This window comes from Cupriavidus sp. C1SS-2L, assembly GCF_057073735.1.
Map to the genome: position 1 here is coordinate 504,627 of NZ_CP172708.1, position 23,380 is coordinate 528,006.

Genomic DNA, 23,380 nt, shown 5'->3' on the forward strand with positions numbered 1-23,380 from the left:
CAATACTGTTTCATCTGTGGGGCATTCAAAAGTAGAATCCCGCGTTTCTCTTCATGGTCAAGGAGATGTTATGAAATTTGCCAAGTTAGCTTCCCTGATGATGGCCGCTGGCCTGTTTTGCGGTTCCGCACAGGCAGCCGAGCAACTGACGGGCACGCTGAAGAAGATCAAAGACACCGGTGTGATTACGCTTGGCGTGCGCGATTCGTCGATCCCGTTCAACTACAACCTTGGCGGCGTCCGTCAGGTCGGCTATTCCTACGACATCAACATGAAGATCGTGGAAGCCATCAAGGACCAGCTCAAGATGCCGAACCTGCAGGTGAAGGAAATCCCGATCACCTCGCAGAACCGGATCACGCTGCTGCAGAACGGCACCATCGACATCGAGTGCGGCTCGACCACCAATAACCTGGAGCGCCAGAAGCAGGTTTCGTTCACCGACAGCATCTTCATCATCGGCACCCGCATCATGGTGAAGAAGGACGGCGGCATCAAGGACTGGGCCGACCTGAAGGGTAAGAACGTCGTGACCACCGCCGGCACGACTTCCGAGCGCCTGCTGCGCAAGATGAACGATGACCAGAAGCTGGGCATGAACATCATCAGCACCAAGGACCATGGCCAGTCGTTCCTGACGCTGGAATCGGGCCGTGCCGTGGCCTTCATGATGGACGACGCGCTGCTGTACGGCGAGCGCGCCAAGGCCAAGAACCCGGCCGACTGGATCGTCGTGGGCAAGCCGCAATCGCGCGAGGCCTATGGCTGCATGATCCGCAAGGATGATCCGCAGTTCAAGAAGGTTTCCGACACCGTGATCGCCGGCATGATGAAGGACGGCTCGATCAATACGCTGTACACCAAGTGGTTCATGCAGCCGGTGCCGCCGAAGGGTCTGAATCTTGATTTTCCGCTTTCGGAAGACATGAAGGCGCTCATCAAGAATCCGAACGACAAGGCGCTCGACTGACCTGCTGAAATCAGGCGTGCGAAACGGAAGGCGAGTCCTTCCGTTTCTTTTTGAGGACGCAACATGAACTACAACTGGCATTGGGGAGTATTCCTCGAGCAGGCCGCCCAGAACGAGACCTACCTCGACTGGATGATTTCCGGCCTGAAGGTCACGATCGCGCTCGGTCTTTCGTCCTGGGTCATCGCGCTTGCCATCGGCTCGGTGCTTGGCGTGCTGCGCACGGTGCCGAACAAGTGGCTGTCGGGTTTCGCCGCGGCCTATGTCGAGCTTTTCCGCAACATCCCGCTGCTGGTGCAGCTGTTCATCTGGTATTTCGTCGGCCCCGAGCTGTTGCCGGGCGGCGAGACGATCAAGCAGATGAACCCGTTCACCCAGCAGTTCCTGGCGGCCATGCTGTGCCTGGGCACCTTCACTGCGGCGCGCGTCTGCGAACAGGTGCGGTCGGGCATCAATTCGCTGCCGCGCGGCCAGAAGAACGCCGGCCTGGCCATGGGTTTCACGCTGCCGCAGACCTATCGCTTCGTGCTGCTGCCGATGGCGTTTCGCGTCATCGTGCCGCCGCTGACCTCGGAATTCCTGAACATCTTCAAGAATTCCGCGGTGGCGTCGACGATCGGCCTGCTGGAACTGGCCGCCCAAGGGCGCCAGCTTGTGGATTACACCGCGCGCCCGTATGAGTCGTTCATCGCCGTGACGGTGATGTACGCGCTCATCAATATCGTCGTCATGCTGGTCATGCGCTGGGTCGAAGCCCGCAGCCGCGTACCCGGCTTTATCGGCAGCAAGTAAGGGGGCGCCATGGCATACGAATTCGACTTCAGTTCCATCACGCCGGCCACGCTGGAGGTGTTGGGCGAGGGCATGCTGGTCTCGCTCAAGATCACGGTCACGGCCATCATCGTCGGCATTGTCTGGGGCACCATCCTGGCGATGATGCGGCTGTCGTCCGTCAAGCCGCTGAACTGGTTCGCGCAGGGGTACGTGACCATCTTCCGCTCCATCCCGCTGGTGATGGTGCTGCTGTGGTTCTTCCTGATCATCCCGCAGGTGCTGCAGAACATCTTCAACCTGTCGCCGGCATCGGATCTGCGCATGACCTCGGCCCTGATCGCCTTTTCGCTGTTCGAGGCGGCTTACTATTCCGAGATCATCCGGGCCGGTATCCAGAGCGTGTCGCGCGGCCAGATGTTCGCGGCACAGGCGCTGGGCATGACCTACGGTCAGACCATGAAGCTGGTCATCCTGCCGCAGGCGTTCCGCAACATGGTGCCGCTGCTGCTGACGCAGGGCATCATCCTGTTCCAGGATACGTCGCTGGTCTACGTGAGCGCGCTGGCGGACTTCTTCGGCCAGGCCTATGGCGTGGGCGAGCGTGACGGCCGCATTGTCGAAATGCTGCTGTTCGCCGGCCTCGTGTATTTTGTTATCTGCTACTCCGTTTCGCTGATGGTCAAGCGTTACCAGAAAAAGGTGGCCCTATGATTGAAATCAATAATGTTTCCAAGTGGTATGGCTCCTTCCAGGTGCTGACCGACTGCACCACCAGGGTTGCCAAGGGCGAAGTCGTGGTGGTCTGCGGCCCGTCGGGCTCGGGCAAGTCGACGCTGATCAAGACCGTCAACGCGCTGGAGCCATTCCAGAAGGGCGACATCCTGGTGGATGGCACCTCCGTTGGTGACCCGAAGACCAACCTGCCCAAGCTGCGTTCGCGCGTGGGCATGGTGTTCCAGAACTTCGAGCTGTTCCCGCACCTGTCGATCACCGAGAACCTGACCATCGCGCAGATGAAGGTGCTCGGCCGTTCGAAGGATGAAGCCATGGCCAAGGGCCTGAAGTACCTGGAGCGCGTGGGCCTGAAGAGCCAGGCGGCCAAATACCCGGGCCAGCTGTCGGGCGGCCAGCAGCAGCGCGTGGCGATCGCGCGCGCGCTGTCGATGGACCCGATCTGCATGCTGTTCGATGAACCGACTTCGGCGCTGGACCCCGAAATGGTCAACGAAGTGCTGGACGTGATGGTGCAGCTCGCGCAGGAAGGCATGACCATGATGTGCGTGACCCACGAAATGGGCTTCGCGCGCAAGGTGGCCAACCGCGTGATCTTCATGGACGCCGGCAAGATCGTCGAGGACTGCGCGAAGGAAGAGTTCTTCGGCAATATCGAACAGCGCTCGGAGCGGGCGAAGCAGTTCCTGTCGAAGATTCTGCAGCACTGAGGTCTTGCGCCCCGCTGCGAGAAATAAGGGACGCCGAGGCGTCCCTTTTTCTTTCCGGCCCCGCCTGGATTCAGGTACAGGCCGTGTTGGCTGCGTTCTTCGCCTGCACTTCCGGCGGAATTGGCACTGACAGCGTCATCTCCGGCCGTCCGTCGATGAACATGATCAACTCGCCCGGCTCGAAGGGCGTCCAGGTCTCGTTGTCGGTAAGCGGCTGCGTGGCGATCACCGCGACCCGGTCATCCGGCGTGGTGACCTGGGCGAAGTCGATCGACAGGTCGGCGTCGATCAGGTGCGCGGTCGAGAACGGCCATTGCCGCACGATGTAGTACAGCCGCGTCGAGCAGTGCGCGAACAGGGCCTGCCCGTTGCACAGCAGGAAGTTGAACACACCGTGCGTGGTGATGTCGCGCGTGATGTCCGCTAGCGCATGGCACAGCTCGTTCAGCGGCGGCTGCGAACCGGGGAAGCGCTTGCGCAGCCCCTGCATCAGCGTGCAGAACGCGAGTTCGCTATCGGTGTCGCCCACGGGCTGGTAGACGCCGGACAGGAATGGCGTGAAGTTCAGCAGGTCGCCGTTGTGGGCGAAGATCCAGTGCCGTCCCCACAGTTCGCGCATGAACGGGTGACAGTTCTCGAGCAGGACCGTGCCTTGCGTGGCCTTGCGGATATGCGAAATGACGTTCTTCGACTTGATCGGATAGCGCTTGATCAGGTCTGCCACGGGCGACGTGCCCGCCGACTGGTTGTCGATGAACAACCGGCAGGCCTTGTCTTCGAAGAAAGCCACGCCAAAGCCGTCGGCGTGGTGGTCGGTCAGCCCGCCGCGGGCGGCGAAGCCGGTGAAGGAAAACGTCACGTCGGTTGGCGTGGCGCAATTCATGCCTAGCAGCTGGCACATGGCGGGGCACCGGATCGGCAGGGGGCTGCCGCTTTGCAATAGAATGCAGACATTATCCCGCGCCCCCGGGCCGCTGCCAAGCGCACGCGTTCGGGCGCCTCAGGCCATCCCGCACCACCCTTCCCGACAGCTATGAGCCAATACAGGATTGCCGTGATTCCCGGAGACGGAATCGGCACGGAAGTGATGCCCGAGGGCATTCGTGTCATGGATGCCGCCGCGCGCAAGTTCGGCATCGACTTCCAGTGGGACCACTTCGATTTTTCCAGCTGCGACTACTACGCGCGCCACGGCAAGATGTTGCCGGACGACTGGTTCGACACGCTCGTGAAGTACGACGCGATCTATTTTGGCGCGGTGGGCTGGCCCGATACCGTGCCCGATCACGTGTCGCTGTGGGGCTCGCTGCTGCAGTTCCGCCGCTCGTTCGACCAGTACGTAAACCTGCGTCCGGTTCGGCTGATGCCCGGCATCAAGAGCCCGCTGGCCGACCGCAAGCCCGGCGACATCGACTTCTATGTCGTGCGCGAGAACACCGAGGGCGAGTACTCGAGCATCGGCGGCCGCATGTTCCCGAACACCGAGCGCGAGATCGTGATGCAGGAAACGGTGATGAGCCGGGTCGGCGTTGACCGCATCCTGAAATTCGCCTTCGAGTTGGCGAAGAAGCGTCCGAAACAGCACTTGACGTCGGCAACCAAGTCCAACGGCATCTCGATCACCATGCCGTACTGGGACGAGCGCGTGGAGGCGATGGCCGCGAACTATCCCGGCATCAAGGTCGACAAGTACCACATCGACATCCTGACCGCGCATTTCGTCCAGCATCCCGACTGGTTCGACGTGGTGGTGGCGAGCAACCTGTTTGGCGACATCCTGTCCGACCTGGGGCCGGCGTGTACCGGCACCATCGGCATCGCGCCGTCGGGCAATATCAACCCGGACCGCACGTATCCGAGCCTGTTCGAGCCGGTGCATGGCTCGGCGCCCGACATCGCGGGTCGCGGTGTGGCCAACCCGATCGGCCAGATCTGGTGCGGCGCCATGATGCTGGAGCACCTCGGGCACGACGCGGCGGGTGCCGCCGTGCTGGGCGCCATCGAGAAGGTGTTGTCCGCGGGCCCCGACCATGCGCCGCTGACGCGCGATATCGGCGGCAAGGCGGGCACCGAGGACCTGGGCCGCGCAATCGCGGAGGCGCTGTGAGCGCGCCGGGGAGTTTCACGGGCGATCCGCGCGCGCTGCTGCTCGAGACGTTCCAGGCGGCGGTGGCGGCGGCGGATCCGCTGAAGATCGTGGCCGAGTACTTGCCGCCGCCACAGCCGGGAGGGCGTACGCTGGTCGTGGGCGCGGGCAAGGCCGCGGCGTCGATGGCGCTGGCGGCGGAGCAAGCCTATGCCGGCAAGGCGCAGGTCGAAGGGCTGGTCGTCACGCGCTACGCGCATGGCCTGCCCACACAGCACGTGCGCGTGATCGAGGCCGGCCATCCCGTTCCTGATGAGGCGGGCGAGCAGGCCGCAGCGGACATTCTGACCAGCGTGTCATCGCTGACGCCCGCGGACCGCCTGCTGGTGCTGGTGTCCGGCGGCGGATCGAGCCTGCTGTCGCTGCCTGCCGAAGGTATTCCGATGGCGGACCTGAAGGCCACCACGAAGGAACTGCTGCGCTGCGGGGCGCCGATCACCGAGATGAATATCGTGCGCAAGCACATCTCGCGCATCCAGGGCGGGCGTCTGGCGCAGGCCAGCCAGGCGCCGGTGACGACGTTGATTGTCTCGGACGTGGCCGGCGACGATCCCAGTGCGATCGCTTCGGGGCCAACGGTAGCGGATCCCAGCACGTTCGCGGACGCGCTGGATATCCTGCGCCGTTACGGCGCGACGGTGCCGGCCAGCGTCCAGTCGCACCTTGAGCGCGGCGCGCGCGGTGAGGTGGCCGAGACGCCCAAGCCGGGCGATCCCCTGTTCGCGCGCGTCGACAACCGCATGATCGCTACCGCACACGGTAGCCTGCAGGCGGCTGCGGCGCTGTTCCACGAACGCGGCATCACCCCGGTGATCCTCGGCGATACGGTAACGGGCGAAGCGCAGGAAGTTGCGCGCGTCTATGCCGCGCTGGTGCGTGAGATTCGCGCGTACAATGCGCCGTTTGCCGCGCCGGTTGCACTGATTTCTGGCGGTGAATGCACGGTCACATTGCCGGCCGGCGGTGGCAGCAGCAAGGCCCGGGGAGGGCGTTGTTCGGAATTCCTGCTGTCGCTGGCGATCGAACTGGCTGGCATGGAAGGTGTGTACGCCATTGCCGCCGACACCGACGGTATAGACGGTTCCGAGGACAATGCGGGTGCACTGGCCGATCCGACGACCCTGGCGCGAGCGGATGCGGCAGGCGTGCCGGCCCGGCGCCAGCTCGATGCGCACGATGCCTGGGGTCTGTTCGATGCGGTAGGCGACCTGGTCGTGACCGGCCCGACGCGCACCAATGTGAACGATTACCGCGCCATCCTGATTCTCTAACTTTCAGTACGCCTGCCGGCATGCGGCGGCAGGCCCAGCAACCATGACTCAGAAGCTCACCATCACCCGCCCGGACGACTGGCACCTGCACCTGCGCGACGGCGCGGCGCTCGCGGCCGTGTTGCCCGACACCGCGCGCCAGTTCGGCCGCGCGATCATCATGCCTAACTTGAAGCCGCCCGTGACCACGGTCGAGCAGGCGCAGGCCTACCGCGCCCGAATCCTGGCTGCGCTGCCGGCCGGCATGAGCTTCGAGCCGCTGATGACGCTGTACCTGACCGACAACACCCCGGCCGAGGAAATCGTCGCGGCCAAGGCGAGCGGCTTCGTGCATGGCGTCAAGCTGTATCCGGCGGGCGCTACGACCAACAGCGATGCCGGCGTGACCGACATCCGCCGCTGCGCGGGCGCGCTGGAGGCGATGCAGCGTGTGGGCCTGCCGCTGCTCGTGCACGGCGAAGTCACTGATGGCGACATCGATATCTTCGATCGCGAAGCCGTCTTCATCGACCGTGTCATGACGCCGCTGCGCCGCGACTTCCCGGAACTGAAGGTGGTGTTCGAGCACATCACGACCAGGGATGCGGCCCAGTACGTGCGCGATGCGAGCGGCCCGGTGGGTGCCACCATCACGGCGCATCACCTGCTGTACAACCGCAATGCGATCTTCACCGGCGGCATCCGCCCGCATTACTACTGCCTGCCGGTGCTCAAGCGCGAGACGCATCGCGAGGCGCTGGTCGCGGCCGCGACCTCGGGTAGCGACCGTTTCTTCCTCGGCACCGACAGCGCGCCGCACGCGCGTGGCCTGAAGGAGCATGCCTGCGGCTGCGCCGGCTGCTACACCGCGCTGCACGCCATGGAACTCTATGCAGAGGCCTTCGACGCCGCTGGTGCGCTCGATAAGCTGGAAGCGTTCGCAAGCTTCAACGGCCCGGCGTTCTACGGGCTGCCGCGCAATACCGGCACGCTGACGCTGGAGCGCGAAGACTGGCAACTGCCGGCGGAACTGCCGTATGGCGATGCCACCCTGGTGCCGCTGCGCGCCGGCGAGACGCTGCGCTGGAAGGCGCGCTGACACGGACGGCGTTGAGCGTAGCCCAATCGGCGGCGAACCAGGGGTTCGCCGCTTTGCTTTCGGCGATCGACTGGACGCGTCCGTGGTTCCGGCCGTTTGCGGCCATCGGTGCCAGACTCGGGTCGGCTGTGGCGGACGGAGGCTCGCTGCATGCCTGCCTCAACGAGTTGGCAAGCGGCATAGGGTTGCGCAATGTGCGAGGCCTCCCGATGGCGTTCGTCGCACAAGACGAACTGCCTGTCGGCGTCGCCTATGAGGCGCACATCCACGCCACGGGGACGGTGCCAACGCGCGACAACCTCCATGATTTCTTCAACGCATTGATCTGGCTGCATTTTCCGCAGACAAAGGCCAGGCTGAATGCGATCCAGGCCGAGGTCATCGCGCACGCCGGTGTGCAGGCTGGACGCGGCGGCATGCGCGACGCGGCGACGCTATTCGACGAGAACGCCGTGCTGTTCCTGAGCATCGACGCCAGCCTGGCGACGGCGCTGCGCGGGTTTGGCTGGGAAGAATTGTTTGTCCGGCGCAGGCAAGACTGGGACCATCAATGCGTGGTGCTGCCATTTGGCCACGCGCTGCTCGAAAAGCTGGTGAGTCCGTATAAGTCCGTCACGGCCCACGCGTGGCCACTGGCGCTCCCGGCTCGATCAGCAAGCCCGTCCGTCATCGATGCCTCTCTGGCAGAGTCACTGCACCACGCCGCCGATGCGGGGGCGCTGCGTGGCGGCCGCAGCTTCGCGCCGTTACCCGTCATGGGCATTCCGGGGTGGTGCGATGCCAATGCCGACGCGGCATTCTATAGGGATGCGACGGTATTCCGGCCGGGTCGGCGCCAAAGCCCTTCATCCTGACCGACAGCCTGCATTGGTGTTAGACTTCGGGCCGCAAAGCAGGCCAGACAATCGCTGCTTGCATCGCAAGGTGCAAGGGGAGGAAAGTCCGGACTCCACAGGGCAGGGTGTTGGCTAACAGCCATCCACGGTAACGTGCGGAATAGGGCCACAGAGACGAGTCTTGCCGCCAGGTTCGCCTGGCGGGAAGGGTGAAACGCGGTAACCTCCACCTGGAGCAATCCCAAATAGGCAGGCATCGAGGCGGCCCGCTGAGCCTGCGGGTAGGGAGCTGGAGCCGACTGGTAACAGCCGGCCTAGAGGAATGGTTGTCACGCGCCGCCGTGCCGCAAGGTGCGGTGACGTGCACAGAATCCGGCTTATCGGCCTGCTTTGCGCTTGTCTTCCCAGATGCCCGGCCAGTCAATCTGCCCGGGCATTCACATTTCGTCAGCCTTCGACGATTTCCAGCGTGTGCGTGATTTCCGCGGTCTTGGCCAGCATGATGGACGCCGAGCAGTATTTCTCGTGCGACAGCTTGATGGCGCGCTCGACCGTGGCCGGGTTCAGGTTCTTGCCGGTCACCACGAAGTGGAAGTTGATGCGCGTGAAGACCTTCGGATCTTCGCCGGCGCGTTCGGCTTCGAGCCTGACGTCGCAGCCGGTCACTTCCTGGCGCCCGCGCTTGAGGATCAGGACCACGTCATAGGCGGTGCAGCCGCCGGTGCCCAGCAGCACCATCTCCATCGGGCGCGGTGCCAGGTTATGGCCGCCACCTTCCGGGGCGCCGTCCATGGCGACGATATGGCCGCTGCCGGTCTGGGCCACGAAGCTCATGCCGTCGGCGCCCATCCATGTCACTTTGCATTCCATTTTGTTCTTTCCTGTCGTCTGAGTTGTGTGTATTCGGGCGCAAGCGCGGGATCTCGCATCTTGCTTTTTCTGGGATACGACATCGTAAAGCCTCGGGCGCGGATGCCGATAACCCTGAAGAAACTGAGGGTTTCTTCTAATGTGTCAGTGGCGTGACATCATTTTTTGCAGATCAACTCATTGATTTTAAAGGAAAATGATGGCTATCTCGTGGGGTGCGAGTCTTCCCATGATGTGGAATCGAATTTCGCAGTGCAAATTTCGCTTGCATCAGGGATTACCCCATGTATAATTCCAATCATTGAACGACGGCGCAGACAGCGCGCCAGAGTGCGAAAGCGAAGCCCCCGGTCAAGCTCTCCGCACCGCCCGCAAGAACACCGTCGGTCTCCCAGTGTCTCCTCCACCCTCCTCCTTTGGTGGATTCAAACCCAGGCCAAACCGCCTGGGTTTTTTTTCGCCCCTGTCTGGCGAGTGCATCGGGCGCCACGTTATCTCCGCATCAGCGTCCGAGTCGTGGCGAACTTGACGAAATCCCTTGACTTTGCTTGTGTCCAGCTCGCGTACGACAGTATAATCTACGGCTTTTCCGCCATGCCCGCGGAAAGAGAAGCAGGGAGAGCCTGCGAAGACAAGCAGGAAGGCCAGGTCCACAGGATCGGCCGACGAGACTTGCAGGGGCGAGTACAAGCCTTCGCGAGTCAGTATCGGGCAGTTCTCTAATAGTCAGGAAAAATCATGAAGACCTTTTCCGCCAAGCCTGCAGAGGTAAAGCGCGACTGGTACGTGATTGACGCGACGGACAAAGTCCTCGGCCGTGTCGCCAGCGAAGTGGCACGCCGTCTGCGCGGCAAGCACAAGCCGGAATTCACTCCGCACGTCGACACGGGTGATTACATCATCATCGTCAATGCAGCCAAGCTGCGTGTCACGGGTACCAAGGAAACGGACAAGAAGTACTATCGCCATTCGGGTTACCCGGGCGGTATCTACGAAACGACGTTTGGCAAGATGCAGCAGCGTTTCCCGGGCCGTGCCCTGGAAAAGGCTGTCAAGGGCATGCTGCCGAAGGGTCCGCTGGGCTACGCGATGATCAAGAAGCTGAAGGTTTACGCCGAAGCCGAGCATCCGCATGAAGCGCAGCAGCCCAAGGCGCTGGAAATCTAAGGAGGCCAATCCATGATCGGTAACTGGAATTACGGTACTGGCCGCCGCAAGAGCGCCGTGGCACGTGTCTTCATCAAGTCGGGCAAGGGCGACATCGTCGTCAACGGCAAGCCCATCAAGGAATACTTCGCTCGCGAAACTTCCCTGATGATCGTGCGCCAGCCGCTGGAACTGACCGAGCACGCTGAAACGTTTGACATCAAGGTCAACGTTACCGGCGGTGGCGAAACCGGCCAGGCCGGTGCGGTCCGTCACGGCATCACCCGCGCCCTGATCGACTACGATGCAACGCTGAAGTCGGCCCTGTCGAAGGCTGGCTACGTTACGCGTGACGCACGTGAAGTCGAGCGTAAGAAGGTTGGTTTCCACAAGGCACGTCGCCGCAAGCAGTTCTCGAAGCGCTGATGTGTGTTCGCCAGTCCGGCCCGCCGGATTGCGCGACCTCAGAAAAACCGCACGGATTACCGTGCGGTTTTTTTTTGCCTTTGTCATCTGCCTGCGAAAAAAGTCACAAATTGCCTCATTGATTGCGCGGGGTTCCTTGCCTGGCTGCGGATACAATCGCGGCGAGTCGTCAGACGGACACTTGGCTGCCGCGCCGGTGCAACGGCGGCCACGCGATGAGATACGGAGGAAGGATGTTGTTTTCCAAGAAGAAGGGACTGACGATCGACACGCTGATCGGCGAGGGCACCGCCATCGACGGCGATCTCGTGTTCTCGGGTGGCCTGCGACTGGACGGCAAGGTGCGCGGCAATATCCGTGCTGCCGGCGACAAGCCCAGCATGCTCGTGATCAGCGAAAAGGGCATGGTGGAAGGCGAGCTCGCGGTTGGACACCTGATCCTGAACGGCACGGTGAAAGGACCTGTCCACGCCGGCGAACTGCTTGAGCTACAGCCGCAAGCGCGCGTGCTTGGCGAGGTGCGGTATGCGGCGCTCGAGATGCATCAGGGCGCGCTCGTCGAAGGTCGACTGATTCCGCTCGGGCAGGAAGACATCAAGGCGCTGCCAAATCTGTCGTCCACGCAAGGCCAGAGCGAAGCGGCCGACAATGTGCCGCTGCCGGGCGAAGAAGCGGAAGCCGGTAAAGCGGCGTAAATATCACGCGCGATACTTTGCCAGAAGCCCTTGAAAACCAAGGGATTCGGCACGATTTTCCAGTAGCGCTTAAAATACAGTCGTACCTAAACAGGAGAACCCCATGAACGCAGTCGCAGAGGCCCCCGTTACCGAGGACGTGCCGGCACCGTTCGTCTTTACCGACAGCGCAGCCGACAAGGTCAAGCAGCTGATCGAGGAAGAGGGCAATGCCGAGCTGAAGCTGCGCGTGTTCGTGCAGGGCGGCGGCTGCTCTGGCTTCCAGTATGGCTTCACGTTCGACGAGGAAGTCAACGAAGACGACACCACGATGGTCAAGAACGGCGTGACCTTGCTGATCGACTCGATGAGCTACCAGTACCTGGTCGGCGCGGAGATCGACTACAAGGAAGACATCAACGGCGCGCAGTTCGTGATCAAGAACCCGAACGCAAGCACCACCTGTGGTTGCGGCTCGTCGTTCTCGGTCTGAGGCAAGACGTCCCGGAAGAAAAGCGCACCTTCGGGTGCGCTTTTTTTTATGCCGGCGTCGCCCGCCACACTACCGGAAACCAGTCCTCGCGCATCCGCTCGCCGGTCTGCTGATTGATGCCGGGGAACGGCGGCGAGGTACGGCCGGGCCGTTCCATGAACCGCACGTCGTCGCCGAAAAAGCGCGCCGAAAATGCACGCCGCCGGCCGGTGCCGGTATTGCCGGCAGCGCCGTGAACCGTGCGAAAGTCGAATACCACGGCGTCGCCGGGCTCGAGTTCGGGCTGGAGGATCGTGTGGCTGCCATCTTCGACGTCCGGCATTTCCATAAAGGCATCGTCGCCGCCGTAGAAGTTCTCGTTGCTGGCCCAGCGTTTGGGGCGGACGAGCCGCGGCCAGCGGTGTGAGCCCGCCACCACGCGCAGCGTGTTGGCCTGCGTCACGGGATCCAGCGGAATCCAGTAGCTGGCGGTCTGCAGGCCATCCATGCAGTAATAGGGCAGGTCCTGGTGCCATGGCGTCGGCTTCGCCGTGCCGGGTTCCTTGACGAGGATGTGTTCGTGGAACACCTGCACAGCGTGCGATTGCATGATCTGCCCGGCGATGGCCGCGGCCGGTGACTGCCGGATGAAGGCATCGAATGGTTCGATGCGTTGCCAGTTGCAGTAATCCTCGAAGAAGCGGCCGCGCTCGCCGTCGCGCACGTTCTCGATGGCAAACGGTCCGGGTTGCGCCAGGTTCTGTTCAAAGCCGTCGCGCAGCCGCTCGACCCAGTCGGTGAAGGCGCCGCGCAATACCAGCACGCCATCGCGCTGGTAGCTGCTGATCTGTTCTGTGGTGATTTCCATGGCCAGGCTCCGGGGCAGGGACGTGCCCAGTATCGGCAACCTTCATCAATAGGAAAAGCATATATTTCCTATGCTGTAGTATAGGAAATCATGATCCCTTTCTCATTCCGGCAACTGGAGTACTTCGTGGCGGCTGCCGAGCATGGCAGCATCAGCGCTGCGGCGCGGGCGCGTCATGTGTCCCAGCCGTCGGTGTCGACGGCCATCGCGCAGCTCGAAGACACGCTGGGCGAGGCGCTGTTTCGCCGGCAGGTCAGCCGCGGCCTCGAACTCACGCCGGCCGGGCAGCGCCTGCTCGCACGAGCACGCGATATTCTGGCCCTGGCTGCGGGAATCACCGTCGATGAAGCCGGACAGCAGGGGCTGAGCGGCCGGCTGTCGCTGACCTGCTTTCAGGACCTGGGTCCGTACTTCGTCCCCCGCTTGCTGGCGGGCTTCCGGGAGCAGCATCCGGCGGTTTCCATCACGCTGTTCGAGGCGGATCTGGCGGCAGTCCATCGCACGCTGCAGGCCGGCAAGGCCGAGCTTGCGCTGACGTACGACCTCGGTTTTGACCAGCGCATCGATCGATGGATTCTGGCGAGCCTGCCGCCCTACGCGTTGTTGCCTGCGAACCATCGGCGCGCGGGCCAGCGTGATATCAGCCTTGCGGAACTGGCTGGCGAGCGCCTGATCCTCGAGGACATCGCGCAGACGCGTGAGTATTTCCTATCGCTGTTCTGGGCCCACGGTCTGCATCCGACGCTGCACCAGTACACGCAGACGTTCGAGATGCAGCGCGGTCTCGTGGCGCATGGATACGGTGTGGCGCTGTCGTGCACGCGGCCGGCCGGCGACCACAGCTATGACGGGCAACCCATCGCGTGCCTGCCGCTACGCGAGCCCGTGACCGGCCAGCGGGTCGTGCTGGCGCGCGCGCAAGCCGTGCGCGCGTCGCCGCTCGCGCAGGCGTTTATCGGATGGATGGTGGAAAGCGGGCACGCGGCGCCGGTCTGAACCCGATCGCCGCAGCGACAATCAGCGCGGATAGATCGCGCCGAGCACGCGCGGACCGGCGGCGCCGGTGACCGTGGCGACATTGCCCGGCAGGCGGAGCAGGCACTGCCGCGCGAGCCAGGCGAAGGCGATCGCTTCGACCTGCGAAACCGGCACCCCGAAGTCTTCCGTAGTCTGCACGGCGACACCCGGCAGTGCTTGCGCGAGGCGCCGCATGATGTAGCCGTTGCGCGCGCCACCGCCGCAGACGATCAGGCGTTTTGCCGGGGCCGCATGAGCGCGGACATCGCGCGCAATGGCTTCGGCCGTCAGCGCGGCCAGCGTCGCTTGCACGTCGGCGGGCGACAGGGCAGGGCCGCTTCGCGTCGCAAGGCGCGCTTCGAGCCAGGCGGGATGAAACAGGTCGCGGCCCGTGCTCTTGGGGGGCGCCGCATTGAAGTACGGATCGGCAAGGCATGCGGCCAGCAGCGCTTCATCGACGCGTCCGCTCGCGGCCCAGGCCCCGTCATCGTCGTACGGCATGCCGAGCTGCTCGCCAATCCAGTAGTCGAGCAGCGCATTGCCCGGCCCGCAGTCGAAGCCGATCACGGCACCGCTGTCGCCGGGCAGCACGCTGATGTTGGAAATGCCGCCGATATTGCAGACCACGCGCGCCTCGGCGCCGTCGCCAAACAGCGCCTGGTGCAGCGCCGGCACCAGCGGCGCGCCCTGGCCGCCCGCTGCCACGTCGCGGCTGCGAAAATCGGCCACCACGTCGATGCCTGCCAGCTCGGCCAGCAGCGCGGGATGCTGGCTCTGGCGCGTGTAGCCGATCTCGTCGTACAGGCCCGGACGATGGCGGATGGTTTGCCCATGCGCGCCGATCGCCGCGACATCGCCGGCTTGCAGTCCGGCCTGTCCGAGCAGCGTGGTCACGCATCCGGCATAGACGCGCGCCAGCGCATTGGCCGCCAGCGCTTCGCGATGGATCTCGTTGTCGCCCGGCTGTTGCAGCTGGCCGAAGTCCGCGCGCAGCGCGTCGGGGAAGGGTTCGTGCGCGGCGGCCAGCACGGCCGGGCGCTCACCGCTGAAGTCCACCAGCACGGCGTCCGCGCCGTCCATGCTGGTGCCAGACATGATGCCGATATAGCGGTCGCCTTGCGCGCGCATGGAGTCTCCGGGCGGAGCGGCTGTCAGTTGGCCGCGGTAAGAACGTTATAGGTGCGCAGCGCGTTGATGCGGCCGAGCATTTCGCTGGTATAGCCCAAGAATTCCTGGCGCGCCTTGCCGGTCAGCACCGGCGCTTCCATCAGCGCGATGCTCAACGGGTTCTGCGGCACGTCGTTGAAGCGGAACTCGTAGTGCAGGTGCGGCCCGGTGGCCCAGCCGGTCTGGCCGACATAGCCGATGACCTGACCCTGCGTGACACGCTGGCCCTGCTGCACGCCCGCAAAGCCGGAGAGGTGTGCGTAGTAGGTCGAGTAGCCGTTCGCGTGCTTCAGGATGATGATGTTGCCGTAGCCGTTCTGCTGCCCGACAAAGTCGATCGTGCCTTCACCGGTCGCCAGCACCTTGGTGCCCGTGGGCGCGGCGAAGTCCACGCCCTTGTGCTGGGCCCACGCATGGTGCAGCGGATGCTCGCGGCCGCCGAAGCCCGACGACACGCGCGAGAATTCCACCGGCGAACGCAGGAACGGGCGCTTCATGCTGCGGCCGTCGAACGTGTAGTAGGCGCCGTTGCTCTCGCCTTCCGGTGCGAACCACAGCGCCTGGTGGAGTTGGTTGCGGTTGATCAGTTCGATCGCCACCACGCGGCCGTTGCGGATGAACGCGCCATCCTGGAAGCCTGCTTCGTAGATGATGCGGAAGCGGTCGCCGCTGGCGATGTCATGCTGGAAGTCGATGACGCCGGAGAAGATCGACAGCATCTGCTGCACGATGTCGTCGGGCACATTGGCCGCATCCATGGCCTTGAAGAAGCCGCCGGACGAAATCGAGCCGGACGCCATTTCATAGCGCAGGTCGTTGTCGACGTTCTGCACGCGCGCCTTGTAGGTGGTCGTGCCACCGGCCTTTGCCGGCTCGACCCGCTCGATCACGAGTTCGCGCGAAGTCGCGGCATTGCCGCCCAGGTTGGCCTGCAGCGAGACCAGCATATTGCTGTCGTCGATCTCCGCCTGCACGGCCTGACCGGGATTGACGTTGAACAGGCCGCGCGCGGTCGGGTTCTTCAGGATGAAGGCCTGCGCATCGGGATCGTCCACGCCAAGGCGGCGCAGCAGCGAGCCGATGGTGTCGCCGCGCTGCATGCGCTCCTGGCGCACGTAGACGGCATCGGTATCGATATCGGAAATCTGTTCGAGCTGTTCGCGCACATCGGGCATGCGCAGCGGCTCGTTGACGCGCGGCGCAAGCGGGTCATTGAAGGCGCTGCGCGGCGCCACGCCCATGGCGGCGGCCATGCCGAGCGTGAAAATTGCACCCACCGAAGCGGTGAGTTGTTTGCGCCGTCGCGCGTGCTGGGGGTTGGTCGGGTCGACGAGAACCACCAGCTCGCGCGCGAAAACTTCGCGGAGTCTGGACCACATCACGTAAAATTCAACCTTGGTCTGGGCACCGCTGCCGCGACGATGTGTGTCGTCTGCCTTCCTCCCCCGAGGTGCGGCGCGGGCTGTTCATCTTTATTTGCCGCCTAGAATGGCGGGTGGCCCACGGGCTCGGAGCCACGTTGTGCCGCAAAGCGCGGATTATACCAAAAACCGGCCCGGGGCCGAGTGGCGCATCCGCCAAATTTTCATGTATTTCAAAGACTTACGTCATGACTGAAGCTTCCTCCGGCCCCGCGGCCAAATATCCCCTCACGCCGTCGGTGATGCACGCGCTGGAGGTGTCCAAGCGCGGCTGCGACGAACTGCTGATCGAAGCCGAATGGCTGCAGAAGCTGGCCCGCAGCGAGGCGACCGGCGTTCCGCTGCGCATCAAGCTCGGCCTCGACCCCACCGCGCCCGACATCCACATCGGCCATACGGTGGTTCTGAACAAGCTGCGTCAGCTGCAAGACCTGGGCCATCAGGTGATTTTCCTGATCGGCGACTTCACCTCGACCATCGGCGACCCGTCCGGCCGCAACAGCACCCGGCCGCCGCTGACGCGCGAGCAGATCGAGGCCAACGCCCAGACTTACTACCGCCAGGCCAGCCTGGTGCTCGATCCGGCCCGCACCGAAATCCGTTACAACAGCGAGTGGTGTGATCCGCTCGGCGCACGCGGCATGATCCAGCTCGCCGCCAAGTACACCGTGGCCCGGATGATGGAGCGTGACGACTTCACCAAACGGTTCCGGTCTGGGATTCCCATTTCGGTGCATGAGTTCCTTTATCCGCTCATGCAGGGCTACGATTCGGTCGCGCTGAAGTCCGATCTGGAGCTGGGCGGCACCGACCAGAAGTTCAACCTGCTGGTCGGGCGCGAGCTGCAGAAGGAATACGGCCAGGAGCCGCAGTGCATCCTGACCATGCCTCTGCTGGTCGGCCTGGACGGTGTCGAGAAGATGTCGAAGTCCAAGGGCAACTACGTTGGCGTGACCGAGGCGCCCAACGAGATGTTCGGCAAGCTGATGAGCATTTCGGACGACCTGATGTGGCAGTACTTCACGCTGCTGTCGTTCCGCCCGCTCGCCGAGATCGACCTGATGAAGCAGGAAATCGCGGCCGGCCGCAATCCGCGCGACTGCAAGGTGCTGCTGGCGCAGGAGATCGTGGCCCGCTTCCACAGCCAGGCCGATGCCGAAAAGGCGCTCGAGGACTTCAACCACCGCGCGCGCGGCGGCGTGCCTGACGACATCCCGGCAGTCAGCCTGTCGGGCGCCCCGCTGGGCATCGCGCAACTGCTCAAGCAGGCCAACCTGGTGCCGTCCACGTCCGAGGCCAACCGCAATATCGAGCAGGGCGGCGTGAAGATCGATGGCGCGACCGTCAGCGACAAGGCCGTCAAGGTGGCCGCGGGCACCTACGTGGTGCAGGTCGGCAAGCGCCGCTTTGCCCGCGTGACGCTGGCCTGAGGCGGGCGATGATCGCACTGATCCAGCGCGTCTCGCAGGCCCGCGTGACGGTCGAGGGCCGCACCACCGGAGAGATTGGCGCCGGGCTGCTGGCGCTGGTCTGCGCCGAGCGCGGCGACACCGAGGCGCAGGCCGACCGCCTGCTCGCCAAGATGCTGTCCTACCGTGTGTTTTCGGACGCCGATGGCAAGATGAATCTGCCGGTCCAGAACATGGACGGCAACGGCGGGGCGGGCGGACTGCTGGTCGTGTCGCAATTCACGCTGGCGGCTGATACCAACAGCGGTACCCGGCCCAGCTTCACGCCGGCGGCATCCCCGGAGGACGGGCGCCGCCTTTACGGGTATTTCGTCGAGCGCGCGCGTGCATCGCACCCCGATGTGCAGACCGGGGAGTTCGGCGCGATGATGCAGGTGAGCCTGACCAACGACGGACCGGTGACGTTCTGGCTGCGCGTGCCGCCGCCGGGGAACGCCTGAACCGCAAGGCTATACACCGACAGGCAACAGGAAACCACGGGCCGCGCCGGCGCGGCCGTCCACAGACAGGAGAGACAAATGAAACTCTGGAGCAAGTCCTTCGCCGACAACGCGCCGATTCCGGGCGAGTTCGCTTTCTGCGTGCCTGATGCCGCCGCGCACGTCGCGCTGTCGAGCAACCGCAATCCGGACCTGCATTGGGAAGATGCGCCGGCCCAGACGCGGTCCTTCGTCCTGGTCTGCCATGACCGCGACGTGCCGAGCCAGGGCGACGACGTCAACCAGGAAGGCCGCGAAGTGCCGGCATCGCTGCCGCGCGTGGACTTCTACCACTGGGTGCTGGTCGACATGCCGCCGGGCCTGACCTCGATCGCCGCGGCTTCGCACAGCGACGGCGTGATCGCGCGCGGCAAGCCCGGCCCCGAAGCGGCCGGCGGCACCGCCACCGCGGGGGGCCTGCGCCATGGCATCAACGACTACACCGGCTGGTTTGCCAATGACGCCGACATGAAGGGCGACTACTACGGCTACGACGGTCCGTGCCCGCCGTGGAACGACACGCTGCTGCACCACTACGTGTTCACGGTCTACGCACTCGATATCGACCGCGTGCCGCTGGACGGCAAGTTCACGGGGGCCCAGGTGCTGGAAGCCATTCGCGGCCATGTGCTGGCACAGGCGAGCCTGACCGGCACCTACACGCTCAATCCCAAGGTAGCTGGCTGAAGCCGGGCGGCCGGCAGGCGCCGGTCGCTGGCAAGCGCAAGGAAATGCAAGGAAAGGGCATGTTGCAAAGCTCCGGGCCGCATTCGCTGGCCTACACGCACCTGATCGTGATCCGTCATGGCGAGACGGCCTGGAACCGCGAGCGCCGGCTGCAAGGCCAGCTCGACATCCCGCTCAACGAAACCGGCGAGGCCCAGGCCCGCGCGCTGGCGGCGGCACTGGCTGGCGAGCCGATCGACGCGGTCTATTCGAGCGACCTCGGCCGCGCCATGCAGACCGCCGCGCCCCTGGCCGAGACACTTGGCCTCAAGGTCCGCTCCGAGCCGCGCCTGCGCGAGCGCAGCTATGGCACGCTGCAGGGCATGACCTACGCCGAGGTCGCCGAGAAGCTGCCCGAGGACTTCGCGCGCTGGCAGGCGCGCGTGCCCGACTACACGCCGCCGCAGGGGGAATCGCTCGCACAATTCCATGAGCGGGCCGTCGAGATCGCGCTGTCGCTGTCGCGCCGGCATCCGGGCGAGCGTATCGCGCTGGTCGCACACGGCGGCGTGCTCGACTGTCTTTACCGGGAAGCCACCGGCATGACGCTGGAGGCGCCGCGCCAGCACGAACTGCTCAACGCCAGCATCAACCGGCTACGCAGCGACAGCCATCACCTGACGCTGGCACAGTGGGGCGATGTCACGCACCTCGAAACGCTGGCGCTGGATGAAGTGGACCGGCGCGTCCCCTGACGCTCCGAGCGCTGCCGCGCCGCAGACCTCAGACGCGGATGCGGAACGGCGTGAAGTCGGTATTGCGGTCGTACCAGTCCTCGTTCTCGGCGCGCTTGAGAAAATTCACGACCTTGTACGTGACCGGCGTCATCACGACTTCCCAGCCGGTCTTCAGCACATACTGGGCCACCGCGACCTGGATCACCTTCTCGAGCGGCCAGATGCCGTAGAACGCGATCACATAGAACAACGACGAATCGACGAGTTCGCCGGCCAGGGTCGAGCCGATGGTGCGCGTCCACAGCCACCGTCCGCCTGTCCATAGCTTCATCCTGGCCAGCACATAGCTGTTGGCGAAGCTGCCGCAGCAAAAGGCGATCAGCGACCCGAACGCGATGCGCCAGGTGTTGCCGAACACATCTTCCAGGCTCTTCTGGTAGTCGGCCATGAACGGCGCGACCGGCATGTGCAGTACCACCAGGCTCATGAACGTGGCAAACGCAAGCGCCGCGAAGCCCGCCCACACGACGCGACGGTCGCGGCCATAGCCATAGACTTCGGTCAGCACGTCGCCAAAGATGTACGAGATCGGGAAGAACAGCACGCCCGCGCCGAAGGTGACCGGCCCCAGCAGCGGCAGCGTGACCTGCGCGGCCTTGGCGGCCCCGATCAGGTTCGAGCACAGCAGCACGGTGACGAAGGCCACCATGACGAGGTCGTAATAGCGGTAGACGCGCCCGCTGGTATCGGTGCGGGCTGCGGCGGTGAGCAGGGTGGACATTGACGTTCCCGGTTTGGCAGGCGCGCATGGTGCCTGCTGCTTTTTCGCGGGATTATGCCAGCGGGGGCGCTGTCTTGCCGTGCCGCAAGAAAAATCCCGGCCAGGGCCGGGATGGATGCGAGCAGAGCGGCCGGGCGGCTGGGCCGCCGGCCACGGCTCCGGATCAGATATCGAGCTTGGAGATCTTGGCGCCGTTGATCGATGCATCGAACATCAGGCCCGCGTTGGTCTGCACGAAGCCCACGACCGGCTGCTGGCTGGTCAGGGTATCGAGCTGGCCATTGGCGCCGATCTTGGCCAATGCCACGTTCGCATCGGCGCCGGCGGTCCAGCCCTTGCTCGACACGAACTTGTTGTACGCCTCCGGCGTCATGAACATGATGATGATGGCCTTGGACTGGCCACCCGCGGTCAGGCCGACCGAGGCCTGCGCCGTGCTGTAGTAGCCGACGGTCGAGCCGTGCGAACGCAGTGCCCCTTCGCCGTATTCGCCGCCGACCACGAGGCCGGCTGCAATGACACGCGGGAACACCAGGACGCCCTGTGCGCGGTTTGCCAGTTCGCGCGCACCGTTGGTCGAGGAATACAGGCGGTTCAACGCGCCATCAACACCCGCATCGATTTCCTGTCTTTTCGCTGCCGGATCGGACGAGGCCTTGGTGCCTGTCGTCGTGCAGCCAACCGTAAACGCGGTGGCGACGAGCAGCCCCGATCCGGCAACCCGGGTAACAAAATGGCGTCGATTCATAGGTAACCTCCTGGTGGGGTAAAGTAACCGCGTCGGGTACGAAGTCAGTTGGCTGCGGATGCAGCCGGCGCCCTGACCGTAATGGCTACGACTTCACGATAGACGATCTTTGCCATCTGACCACGCTGGATCTTGGTCAGATCGATGGCAGGATCTTCCACCTTGACCGTGCGCAAGGTTTCGCGCGGGCCGCGGAACGTGACCAGGTGTTTGGCCGGGTCGACCTTCGTGATCTCCGCCGTCACCGTCGTGGTGATCTCGCGCATGACGCCGGGCTTGCTGCCTTCGGCCGCGTGCGAGGTGCGATCCACGGTTTCGGCCAGGGCGGTCGCCTTGCTGTCCAGGGGCTCGAGCGATGCCACGATGGCCGCGCCGCGCGCGATCGTGACGATGTCCCCCTTGCGGATCTGGCCGAAGTTCTTTGCTTCTTCTCCAGCGACGATCTCTACGACATTGCCGCGCGGTCCTTGTACCAGCACGGCCTTGGTGTTCGGATCGATATCGATGATCTTGCCGCTGACCACGGCCTCCTCGGCCACGCCGACCGGAGCCTGCGGACGCTGAGCGTAGGCGCTGGTGGCGAAGAGCATGGCCGCAGCGAGTACCGCGGCTGGCAGGGAGGACGAACGACGGATCATGGCTTTCCTTGGAGGAGGGTGACGCCCCGTGCCGGCCGGCACGACTGCCGGGTACCGGGGCAAGGGTACCGTTGAAGCCATTGTGGACAATCGGGCAGGGGCCAGCAATCCACTTCGAAAAAATTTGGGATGCGAGACAAAAATGTTTAATTGACGTCCCGACCGGCCGCTGCGGGGACTTGCCGCAGTGCAGCAGGCTCTCGTTATTCGCCGTCGATCAGGTCGCCACTGTCGCCGGCTTGCGGTGATGCCAGGCCAAAATGGCGGTAGGCGGCGGCCGTCGCGACGCGCCCGCGGGGCGTACGCTGCAGATAGCCTTGCTGGATCAGATAGGGCTCGAGCACGTCTTCGATGGTGTCGCGTTCCTCGCCAATCGCCGCAGCGAGGTTGTCGACGCCGACCGGGCCGCCGCCGAATTTATGCAGCACGGCTTCGAGCAGCTTGCGGTCCATCAGGTCGAATCCGACGCGATCCACGTCCAGCATGGCCAGCGCGGCGTCCGCGATCTCGCGGGTGATGGTGCCATCGCCCTTGACTTCGGCGTAATCGCGCACGCGGCGCAGCAGGCGGTTGGCGATCCGCGGCGTGCCACGCGCACGGCGTGCAATTTCCAGAGAGCCCAGTGGATCGATGTGCGCACCGAGCAGTTGCGCCGAACGCGTGACAATGCGTGCCAGTTCCTCGGCCGCATAGAACTCCAGCCGCGCCACGATGCCGAAGCGGTCGCGCAGCGGGTTGGTCAACATGCCGGCGCGCGTGGTCGCGCCGACCAGCGTGAACGGCTGCAGGTCGAGCTTGACCGAACGAGCCGCGGGGCCTTCGCCGATCATGATGTCGATCTGGTAGTCCTCGAGCGCCGGGTACAGGATTTCCTCGACGACCGGCGAGAGCCGGTGGATCTCGTCAATGAACAGTACGTCGTTGGCTTCGAGGTTGGTCAGGAGCGCCGCCAGATCGCCGGGGCGTTCGAGTACCGGCCCTGAAGTCTGGCGCAGGTTCACGCCCATTTCGCGCGCAATGATGTGGGCCAGCGTAGTTTTGCCCAGGCCCGGCGGGCCGAACAGCAGCACGTGGTCGAGCGCCTCGCGGCGATTGCGCGCCGCGTGCATGAAGATGTCGAGTTGGCCGCGCACCTTCTCCTGGCCCACGTACTCGTCGAGCAGTTTGGGCCGCAGCGCGCGCTCGAACGCCTCTTCGCGCGAGGAAGCGGGCGTGGCCGAGATCACGCGGTCGGGGGCGGAAAACTTGTCGGTTTCAATCATGGCTGCGGCGTCTGGTATCGCG

26 protein-coding genes and 1 other RNA gene are annotated in these 23,380 nt (G+C 64.3%); 18 read left to right on the plus strand and 9 right to left on the minus strand.

Features of this window, described 5'->3' with window-relative positions:
• Positions 1–70 precede the first annotated feature (70 nt).
• From ACIGJG_RS02320 to ACIGJG_RS02335, 4 genes are all read left to right on the plus strand, one after another.
• Entirely contained in the window at positions 71–970 is a 900-nt protein-coding gene (locus tag ACIGJG_RS02320) for a glutamate/aspartate ABC transporter substrate-binding protein (protein ID WP_011296647.1), read from the plus strand.
• Positions 971–1,033: 63 nt separating this feature from the next.
• Positions 1,034–1,762, plus strand: a complete 729-nt coding sequence (locus tag ACIGJG_RS02325; RefSeq protein WP_011296648.1) for an amino acid ABC transporter permease — start codon at positions 1,034–1,036, stop codon at positions 1,760–1,762.
• Between the two features lie 9 nt (positions 1,763–1,771).
• A complete protein-coding gene (gene gltK / locus ACIGJG_RS02330; RefSeq protein WP_011296649.1) occupies positions 1,772–2,455 on the plus strand; it encodes a glutamate/aspartate ABC transporter permease GltK in 684 nt (227 codons plus the stop codon).
• A complete protein-coding gene (locus tag ACIGJG_RS02335) occupies positions 2,452–3,186 on the plus strand; it encodes an amino acid ABC transporter ATP-binding protein (protein WP_011296650.1) in 735 nt (244 codons plus the stop codon). The genes gltK and ACIGJG_RS02335 overlap by 4 nt, the downstream gene beginning before the upstream one ends.
• A 70-nt stretch (positions 3,187–3,256) precedes the next feature.
• Here the strand turns inward: ACIGJG_RS02335 and ACIGJG_RS02340 are convergent, their stop codons facing one another.
• On the minus strand, positions 3,257–4,087 hold the full coding sequence (locus ACIGJG_RS02340) for a class II glutamine amidotransferase (RefSeq protein ID WP_140948951.1): 831 nt from the start codon (positions 4,085–4,087) through the stop codon (positions 3,257–3,259).
• Between the two features lie 132 nt (positions 4,088–4,219).
• On the opposite strand from ACIGJG_RS02340, the gene ACIGJG_RS02345 reads away from it, so the two are divergent.
• The 5 genes from ACIGJG_RS02345 (at position 4,220) to rnpB (ending at position 8,913) form a co-directional block, all read left to right on the plus strand.
• Entirely contained in the window at positions 4,220–5,293 is a 1,074-nt protein-coding gene (locus ACIGJG_RS02345) for a tartrate dehydrogenase (RefSeq protein WP_483672707.1), read from the plus strand.
• A complete protein-coding gene (locus tag ACIGJG_RS02350) occupies positions 5,290–6,603 on the plus strand; it encodes a glycerate kinase type-2 family protein (RefSeq protein WP_011296653.1) in 1,314 nt (437 codons plus the stop codon). Before ACIGJG_RS02345 ends, ACIGJG_RS02350 begins: the two co-directional genes overlap by 4 nt.
• 43 nt (positions 6,604–6,646) lie before the next feature.
• A complete protein-coding gene (pyrC, locus tag ACIGJG_RS02355; protein ID WP_011296654.1) occupies positions 6,647–7,681 on the plus strand; it encodes a dihydroorotase in 1,035 nt (344 codons plus the stop codon).
• A gap of 11 nt (positions 7,682–7,692) precedes the next feature.
• A complete protein-coding gene (locus ACIGJG_RS02360) occupies positions 7,693–8,535 on the plus strand; it encodes a DUF3025 domain-containing protein (RefSeq protein ID WP_245001910.1) in 843 nt (280 codons plus the stop codon).
• 35 nt (positions 8,536–8,570) lie between these two features.
• Positions 8,571–8,913, plus strand: an RNA gene (rnpB, locus tag ACIGJG_RS02365) — RNase P RNA component class A.
• A gap of 51 nt (positions 8,914–8,964) precedes the next feature.
• On the opposite strand, the gene ACIGJG_RS02370 is transcribed toward rnpB, so the two are convergent.
• On the minus strand, positions 8,965–9,387 hold the full coding sequence (locus tag ACIGJG_RS02370) for an OsmC family protein (protein WP_011296656.1): 423 nt from the start codon (positions 9,385–9,387) through the stop codon (positions 8,965–8,967).
• Between the two features lie 738 nt (positions 9,388–10,125).
• Here ACIGJG_RS02370 and rplM point away from each other — a divergent pair.
• From rplM to erpA, 4 genes are all read left to right on the plus strand, one after another.
• Complete coding sequence (gene rplM, locus ACIGJG_RS02375) at positions 10,126–10,554, plus strand: 50S ribosomal protein L13 (protein WP_011296658.1); 429 nt, start codon at positions 10,126–10,128, stop codon at positions 10,552–10,554.
• Positions 10,555–10,566: 12 nt separating this feature from the next.
• On the plus strand, positions 10,567–10,959 hold the full coding sequence (gene rpsI / locus ACIGJG_RS02380; RefSeq protein WP_011296659.1) for a 30S ribosomal protein S9: 393 nt from the start codon (positions 10,567–10,569) through the stop codon (positions 10,957–10,959).
• 233 nt (positions 10,960–11,192) lie between these two features.
• Positions 11,193–11,654, plus strand: a complete 462-nt coding sequence (locus ACIGJG_RS02385; RefSeq protein WP_011296660.1) for a bactofilin family protein — start codon at positions 11,193–11,195, stop codon at positions 11,652–11,654.
• 103 nt (positions 11,655–11,757) lie between these two features.
• Positions 11,758–12,126, plus strand: coding sequence for an iron-sulfur cluster insertion protein ErpA (erpA, locus tag ACIGJG_RS02390; protein WP_010813904.1), 369 nt, complete (start codon positions 11,758–11,760; stop codon positions 12,124–12,126).
• Positions 12,127–12,172: 46 nt separating this feature from the next.
• On the opposite strand, the gene ACIGJG_RS02395 is transcribed toward erpA, so the two are convergent.
• Positions 12,173–12,973, minus strand: coding sequence for a phytanoyl-CoA dioxygenase family protein (locus ACIGJG_RS02395; RefSeq protein ID WP_140948949.1), 801 nt, complete (start codon positions 12,971–12,973; stop codon positions 12,173–12,175).
• 90 nt (positions 12,974–13,063) lie between these two features.
• Here ACIGJG_RS02395 and ACIGJG_RS02400 point away from each other — a divergent pair, with 90 nt between their 5' ends.
• Positions 13,064–13,969, plus strand: a complete 906-nt coding sequence (locus tag ACIGJG_RS02400) for a LysR family transcriptional regulator (RefSeq protein WP_011296662.1) — start codon at positions 13,064–13,066, stop codon at positions 13,967–13,969.
• A gap of 21 nt (positions 13,970–13,990) precedes the next feature.
• Here the strand turns inward: ACIGJG_RS02400 and ACIGJG_RS02405 are convergent, their stop codons facing one another.
• Together ACIGJG_RS02405 and ACIGJG_RS02410 are read right to left on the minus strand one after the other, a co-directional pair.
• Entirely contained in the window at positions 13,991–15,118 is a 1,128-nt protein-coding gene (locus ACIGJG_RS02405; protein WP_011296663.1) for an anhydro-N-acetylmuramic acid kinase, read from the minus strand.
• A gap of 23 nt (positions 15,119–15,141) precedes the next feature.
• On the minus strand, positions 15,142–16,536 hold the full coding sequence (locus tag ACIGJG_RS02410) for a M23 family metallopeptidase (RefSeq protein WP_011296664.1): 1,395 nt from the start codon (positions 16,534–16,536) through the stop codon (positions 15,142–15,144).
• A 230-nt stretch (positions 16,537–16,766) separates the two neighbouring features.
• Between ACIGJG_RS02410 and tyrS the strand changes: the two genes are divergently transcribed.
• The 4 genes from tyrS (at position 16,767) to ACIGJG_RS02430 (ending at position 19,947) form a co-directional block, all read left to right on the plus strand.
• Positions 16,767–18,008, plus strand: a complete 1,242-nt coding sequence (tyrS, locus tag ACIGJG_RS02415; RefSeq protein WP_011296665.1) for a tyrosine--tRNA ligase — start codon at positions 16,767–16,769, stop codon at positions 18,006–18,008.
• Between the two features lie 8 nt (positions 18,009–18,016).
• Complete coding sequence (dtd, locus tag ACIGJG_RS02420) at positions 18,017–18,487, plus strand: D-aminoacyl-tRNA deacylase (protein WP_011296666.1); 471 nt, start codon at positions 18,017–18,019, stop codon at positions 18,485–18,487.
• Between the two features lie 78 nt (positions 18,488–18,565).
• Positions 18,566–19,213, plus strand: a complete 648-nt coding sequence (locus ACIGJG_RS02425; protein ID WP_011296667.1) for a YbhB/YbcL family Raf kinase inhibitor-like protein — start codon at positions 18,566–18,568, stop codon at positions 19,211–19,213.
• A 59-nt stretch (positions 19,214–19,272) separates the two neighbouring features.
• On the plus strand, positions 19,273–19,947 hold the full coding sequence (locus tag ACIGJG_RS02430; RefSeq protein ID WP_041679469.1) for a histidine phosphatase family protein: 675 nt from the start codon (positions 19,273–19,275) through the stop codon (positions 19,945–19,947).
• A gap of 28 nt (positions 19,948–19,975) precedes the next feature.
• On the opposite strand, the gene ACIGJG_RS02435 is transcribed toward ACIGJG_RS02430, so the two are convergent.
• The 4 genes from ACIGJG_RS02435 to ruvB form a co-directional block, all read right to left on the minus strand.
• Positions 19,976–20,710, minus strand: a complete 735-nt coding sequence (locus ACIGJG_RS02435) for a queuosine precursor transporter (protein WP_220631285.1) — start codon at positions 20,708–20,710, stop codon at positions 19,976–19,978.
• 163 nt (positions 20,711–20,873) lie between these two features.
• Complete coding sequence (locus ACIGJG_RS02440) at positions 20,874–21,458, minus strand: BPSL1445 family SYLF domain-containing lipoprotein (RefSeq protein WP_011296670.1); 585 nt, start codon at positions 21,456–21,458, stop codon at positions 20,874–20,876.
• A 44-nt stretch (positions 21,459–21,502) separates the two neighbouring features.
• The gene (locus ACIGJG_RS02445; protein ID WP_011296671.1) at positions 21,503–22,096 is read right to left on the minus strand and encodes a hypothetical protein; all 594 of its coding nucleotides are present in this window, start codon (positions 22,094–22,096) and stop codon (positions 21,503–21,505) included.
• Positions 22,097–22,299: 203 nt separating this feature from the next.
• Positions 22,300–23,358 (minus strand): Holliday junction branch migration DNA helicase RuvB, encoded by a 1,059-nt coding sequence (gene ruvB / locus ACIGJG_RS02450; protein WP_220631286.1) that lies wholly within the window; start codon positions 23,356–23,358, stop codon positions 22,300–22,302.
• Between the last annotated feature and the right edge of the window lie 22 nt (positions 23,359–23,380).

Excerpts from the sequence above, each read along its gene's own strand:
- ACIGJG_RS02320 (WP_011296647.1), top strand. The coding sequence starts at position 71 with ATGAAATTTGCCAAGTTAGCTTCCCTGATGATGGCCGCTGGCCTGTTT.
- ACIGJG_RS02325 (WP_011296648.1), top strand. The coding sequence starts at position 1,034 with ATGAACTACAACTGGCATTGGGGAGTATTCCTCGAGCAGGCCGCCCAG.
- gltK (WP_011296649.1), top strand. The coding sequence starts at position 1,772 with ATGGCATACGAATTCGACTTCAGTTCCATCACGCCGGCCACGCTGGAG.
- ACIGJG_RS02335 (WP_011296650.1), top strand. The coding sequence starts at position 2,452 with ATGATTGAAATCAATAATGTTTCCAAGTGGTATGGCTCCTTCCAGGTG.
- ACIGJG_RS02340 (WP_140948951.1), bottom strand. The coding sequence starts at position 4,087 with ATGTGCCAGCTGCTAGGCATGAATTGCGCCACGCCAACCGACGTGACG.
- ACIGJG_RS02345 (WP_483672707.1), top strand. The coding sequence starts at position 4,220 with ATGAGCCAATACAGGATTGCCGTGATTCCCGGAGACGGAATCGGCACG.
- pyrC (WP_011296654.1), top strand. The coding sequence starts at position 6,647 with ATGACTCAGAAGCTCACCATCACCCGCCCGGACGACTGGCACCTGCAC.
- ACIGJG_RS02370 (WP_011296656.1), bottom strand. The coding sequence starts at position 9,387 with ATGGAATGCAAAGTGACATGGATGGGCGCCGACGGCATGAGCTTCGTG.
- rplM (WP_011296658.1), top strand. The coding sequence starts at position 10,126 with ATGAAGACCTTTTCCGCCAAGCCTGCAGAGGTAAAGCGCGACTGGTAC.
- rpsI (WP_011296659.1), top strand. The coding sequence starts at position 10,567 with ATGATCGGTAACTGGAATTACGGTACTGGCCGCCGCAAGAGCGCCGTG.
- ACIGJG_RS02385 (WP_011296660.1), top strand. The coding sequence starts at position 11,193 with ATGTTGTTTTCCAAGAAGAAGGGACTGACGATCGACACGCTGATCGGC.
- erpA (WP_010813904.1), top strand. The coding sequence starts at position 11,758 with ATGAACGCAGTCGCAGAGGCCCCCGTTACCGAGGACGTGCCGGCACCG.
- ACIGJG_RS02395 (WP_140948949.1), bottom strand. The coding sequence starts at position 12,973 with ATGGAAATCACCACAGAACAGATCAGCAGCTACCAGCGCGATGGCGTG.
- ACIGJG_RS02400 (WP_011296662.1), top strand. The coding sequence starts at position 13,064 with ATGATCCCTTTCTCATTCCGGCAACTGGAGTACTTCGTGGCGGCTGCC.
- ACIGJG_RS02405 (WP_011296663.1), bottom strand. The coding sequence starts at position 15,118 with ATGCGCGCGCAAGGCGACCGCTATATCGGCATCATGTCTGGCACCAGC.
- ACIGJG_RS02410 (WP_011296664.1), bottom strand. The coding sequence starts at position 16,536 with ATGTGGTCCAGACTCCGCGAAGTTTTCGCGCGCGAGCTGGTGGTTCTC.
- tyrS (WP_011296665.1), top strand. The coding sequence starts at position 16,767 with ATGACTGAAGCTTCCTCCGGCCCCGCGGCCAAATATCCCCTCACGCCG.
- dtd (WP_011296666.1), top strand. The coding sequence starts at position 18,017 with ATGATCGCACTGATCCAGCGCGTCTCGCAGGCCCGCGTGACGGTCGAG.
- ACIGJG_RS02425 (WP_011296667.1), top strand. The coding sequence starts at position 18,566 with ATGAAACTCTGGAGCAAGTCCTTCGCCGACAACGCGCCGATTCCGGGC.
- ACIGJG_RS02430 (WP_041679469.1), top strand. The coding sequence starts at position 19,273 with ATGTTGCAAAGCTCCGGGCCGCATTCGCTGGCCTACACGCACCTGATC.
- ACIGJG_RS02435 (WP_220631285.1), bottom strand. The coding sequence starts at position 20,710 with ATGTCCACCCTGCTCACCGCCGCAGCCCGCACCGATACCAGCGGGCGC.
- ACIGJG_RS02440 (WP_011296670.1), bottom strand. The coding sequence starts at position 21,458 with ATGAATCGACGCCATTTTGTTACCCGGGTTGCCGGATCGGGGCTGCTC.
- ACIGJG_RS02445 (WP_011296671.1), bottom strand. The coding sequence starts at position 22,096 with ATGATCCGTCGTTCGTCCTCCCTGCCAGCCGCGGTACTCGCTGCGGCC.
- ruvB (WP_220631286.1), bottom strand. The coding sequence starts at position 23,358 with ATGATTGAAACCGACAAGTTTTCCGCCCCCGACCGCGTGATCTCGGCC.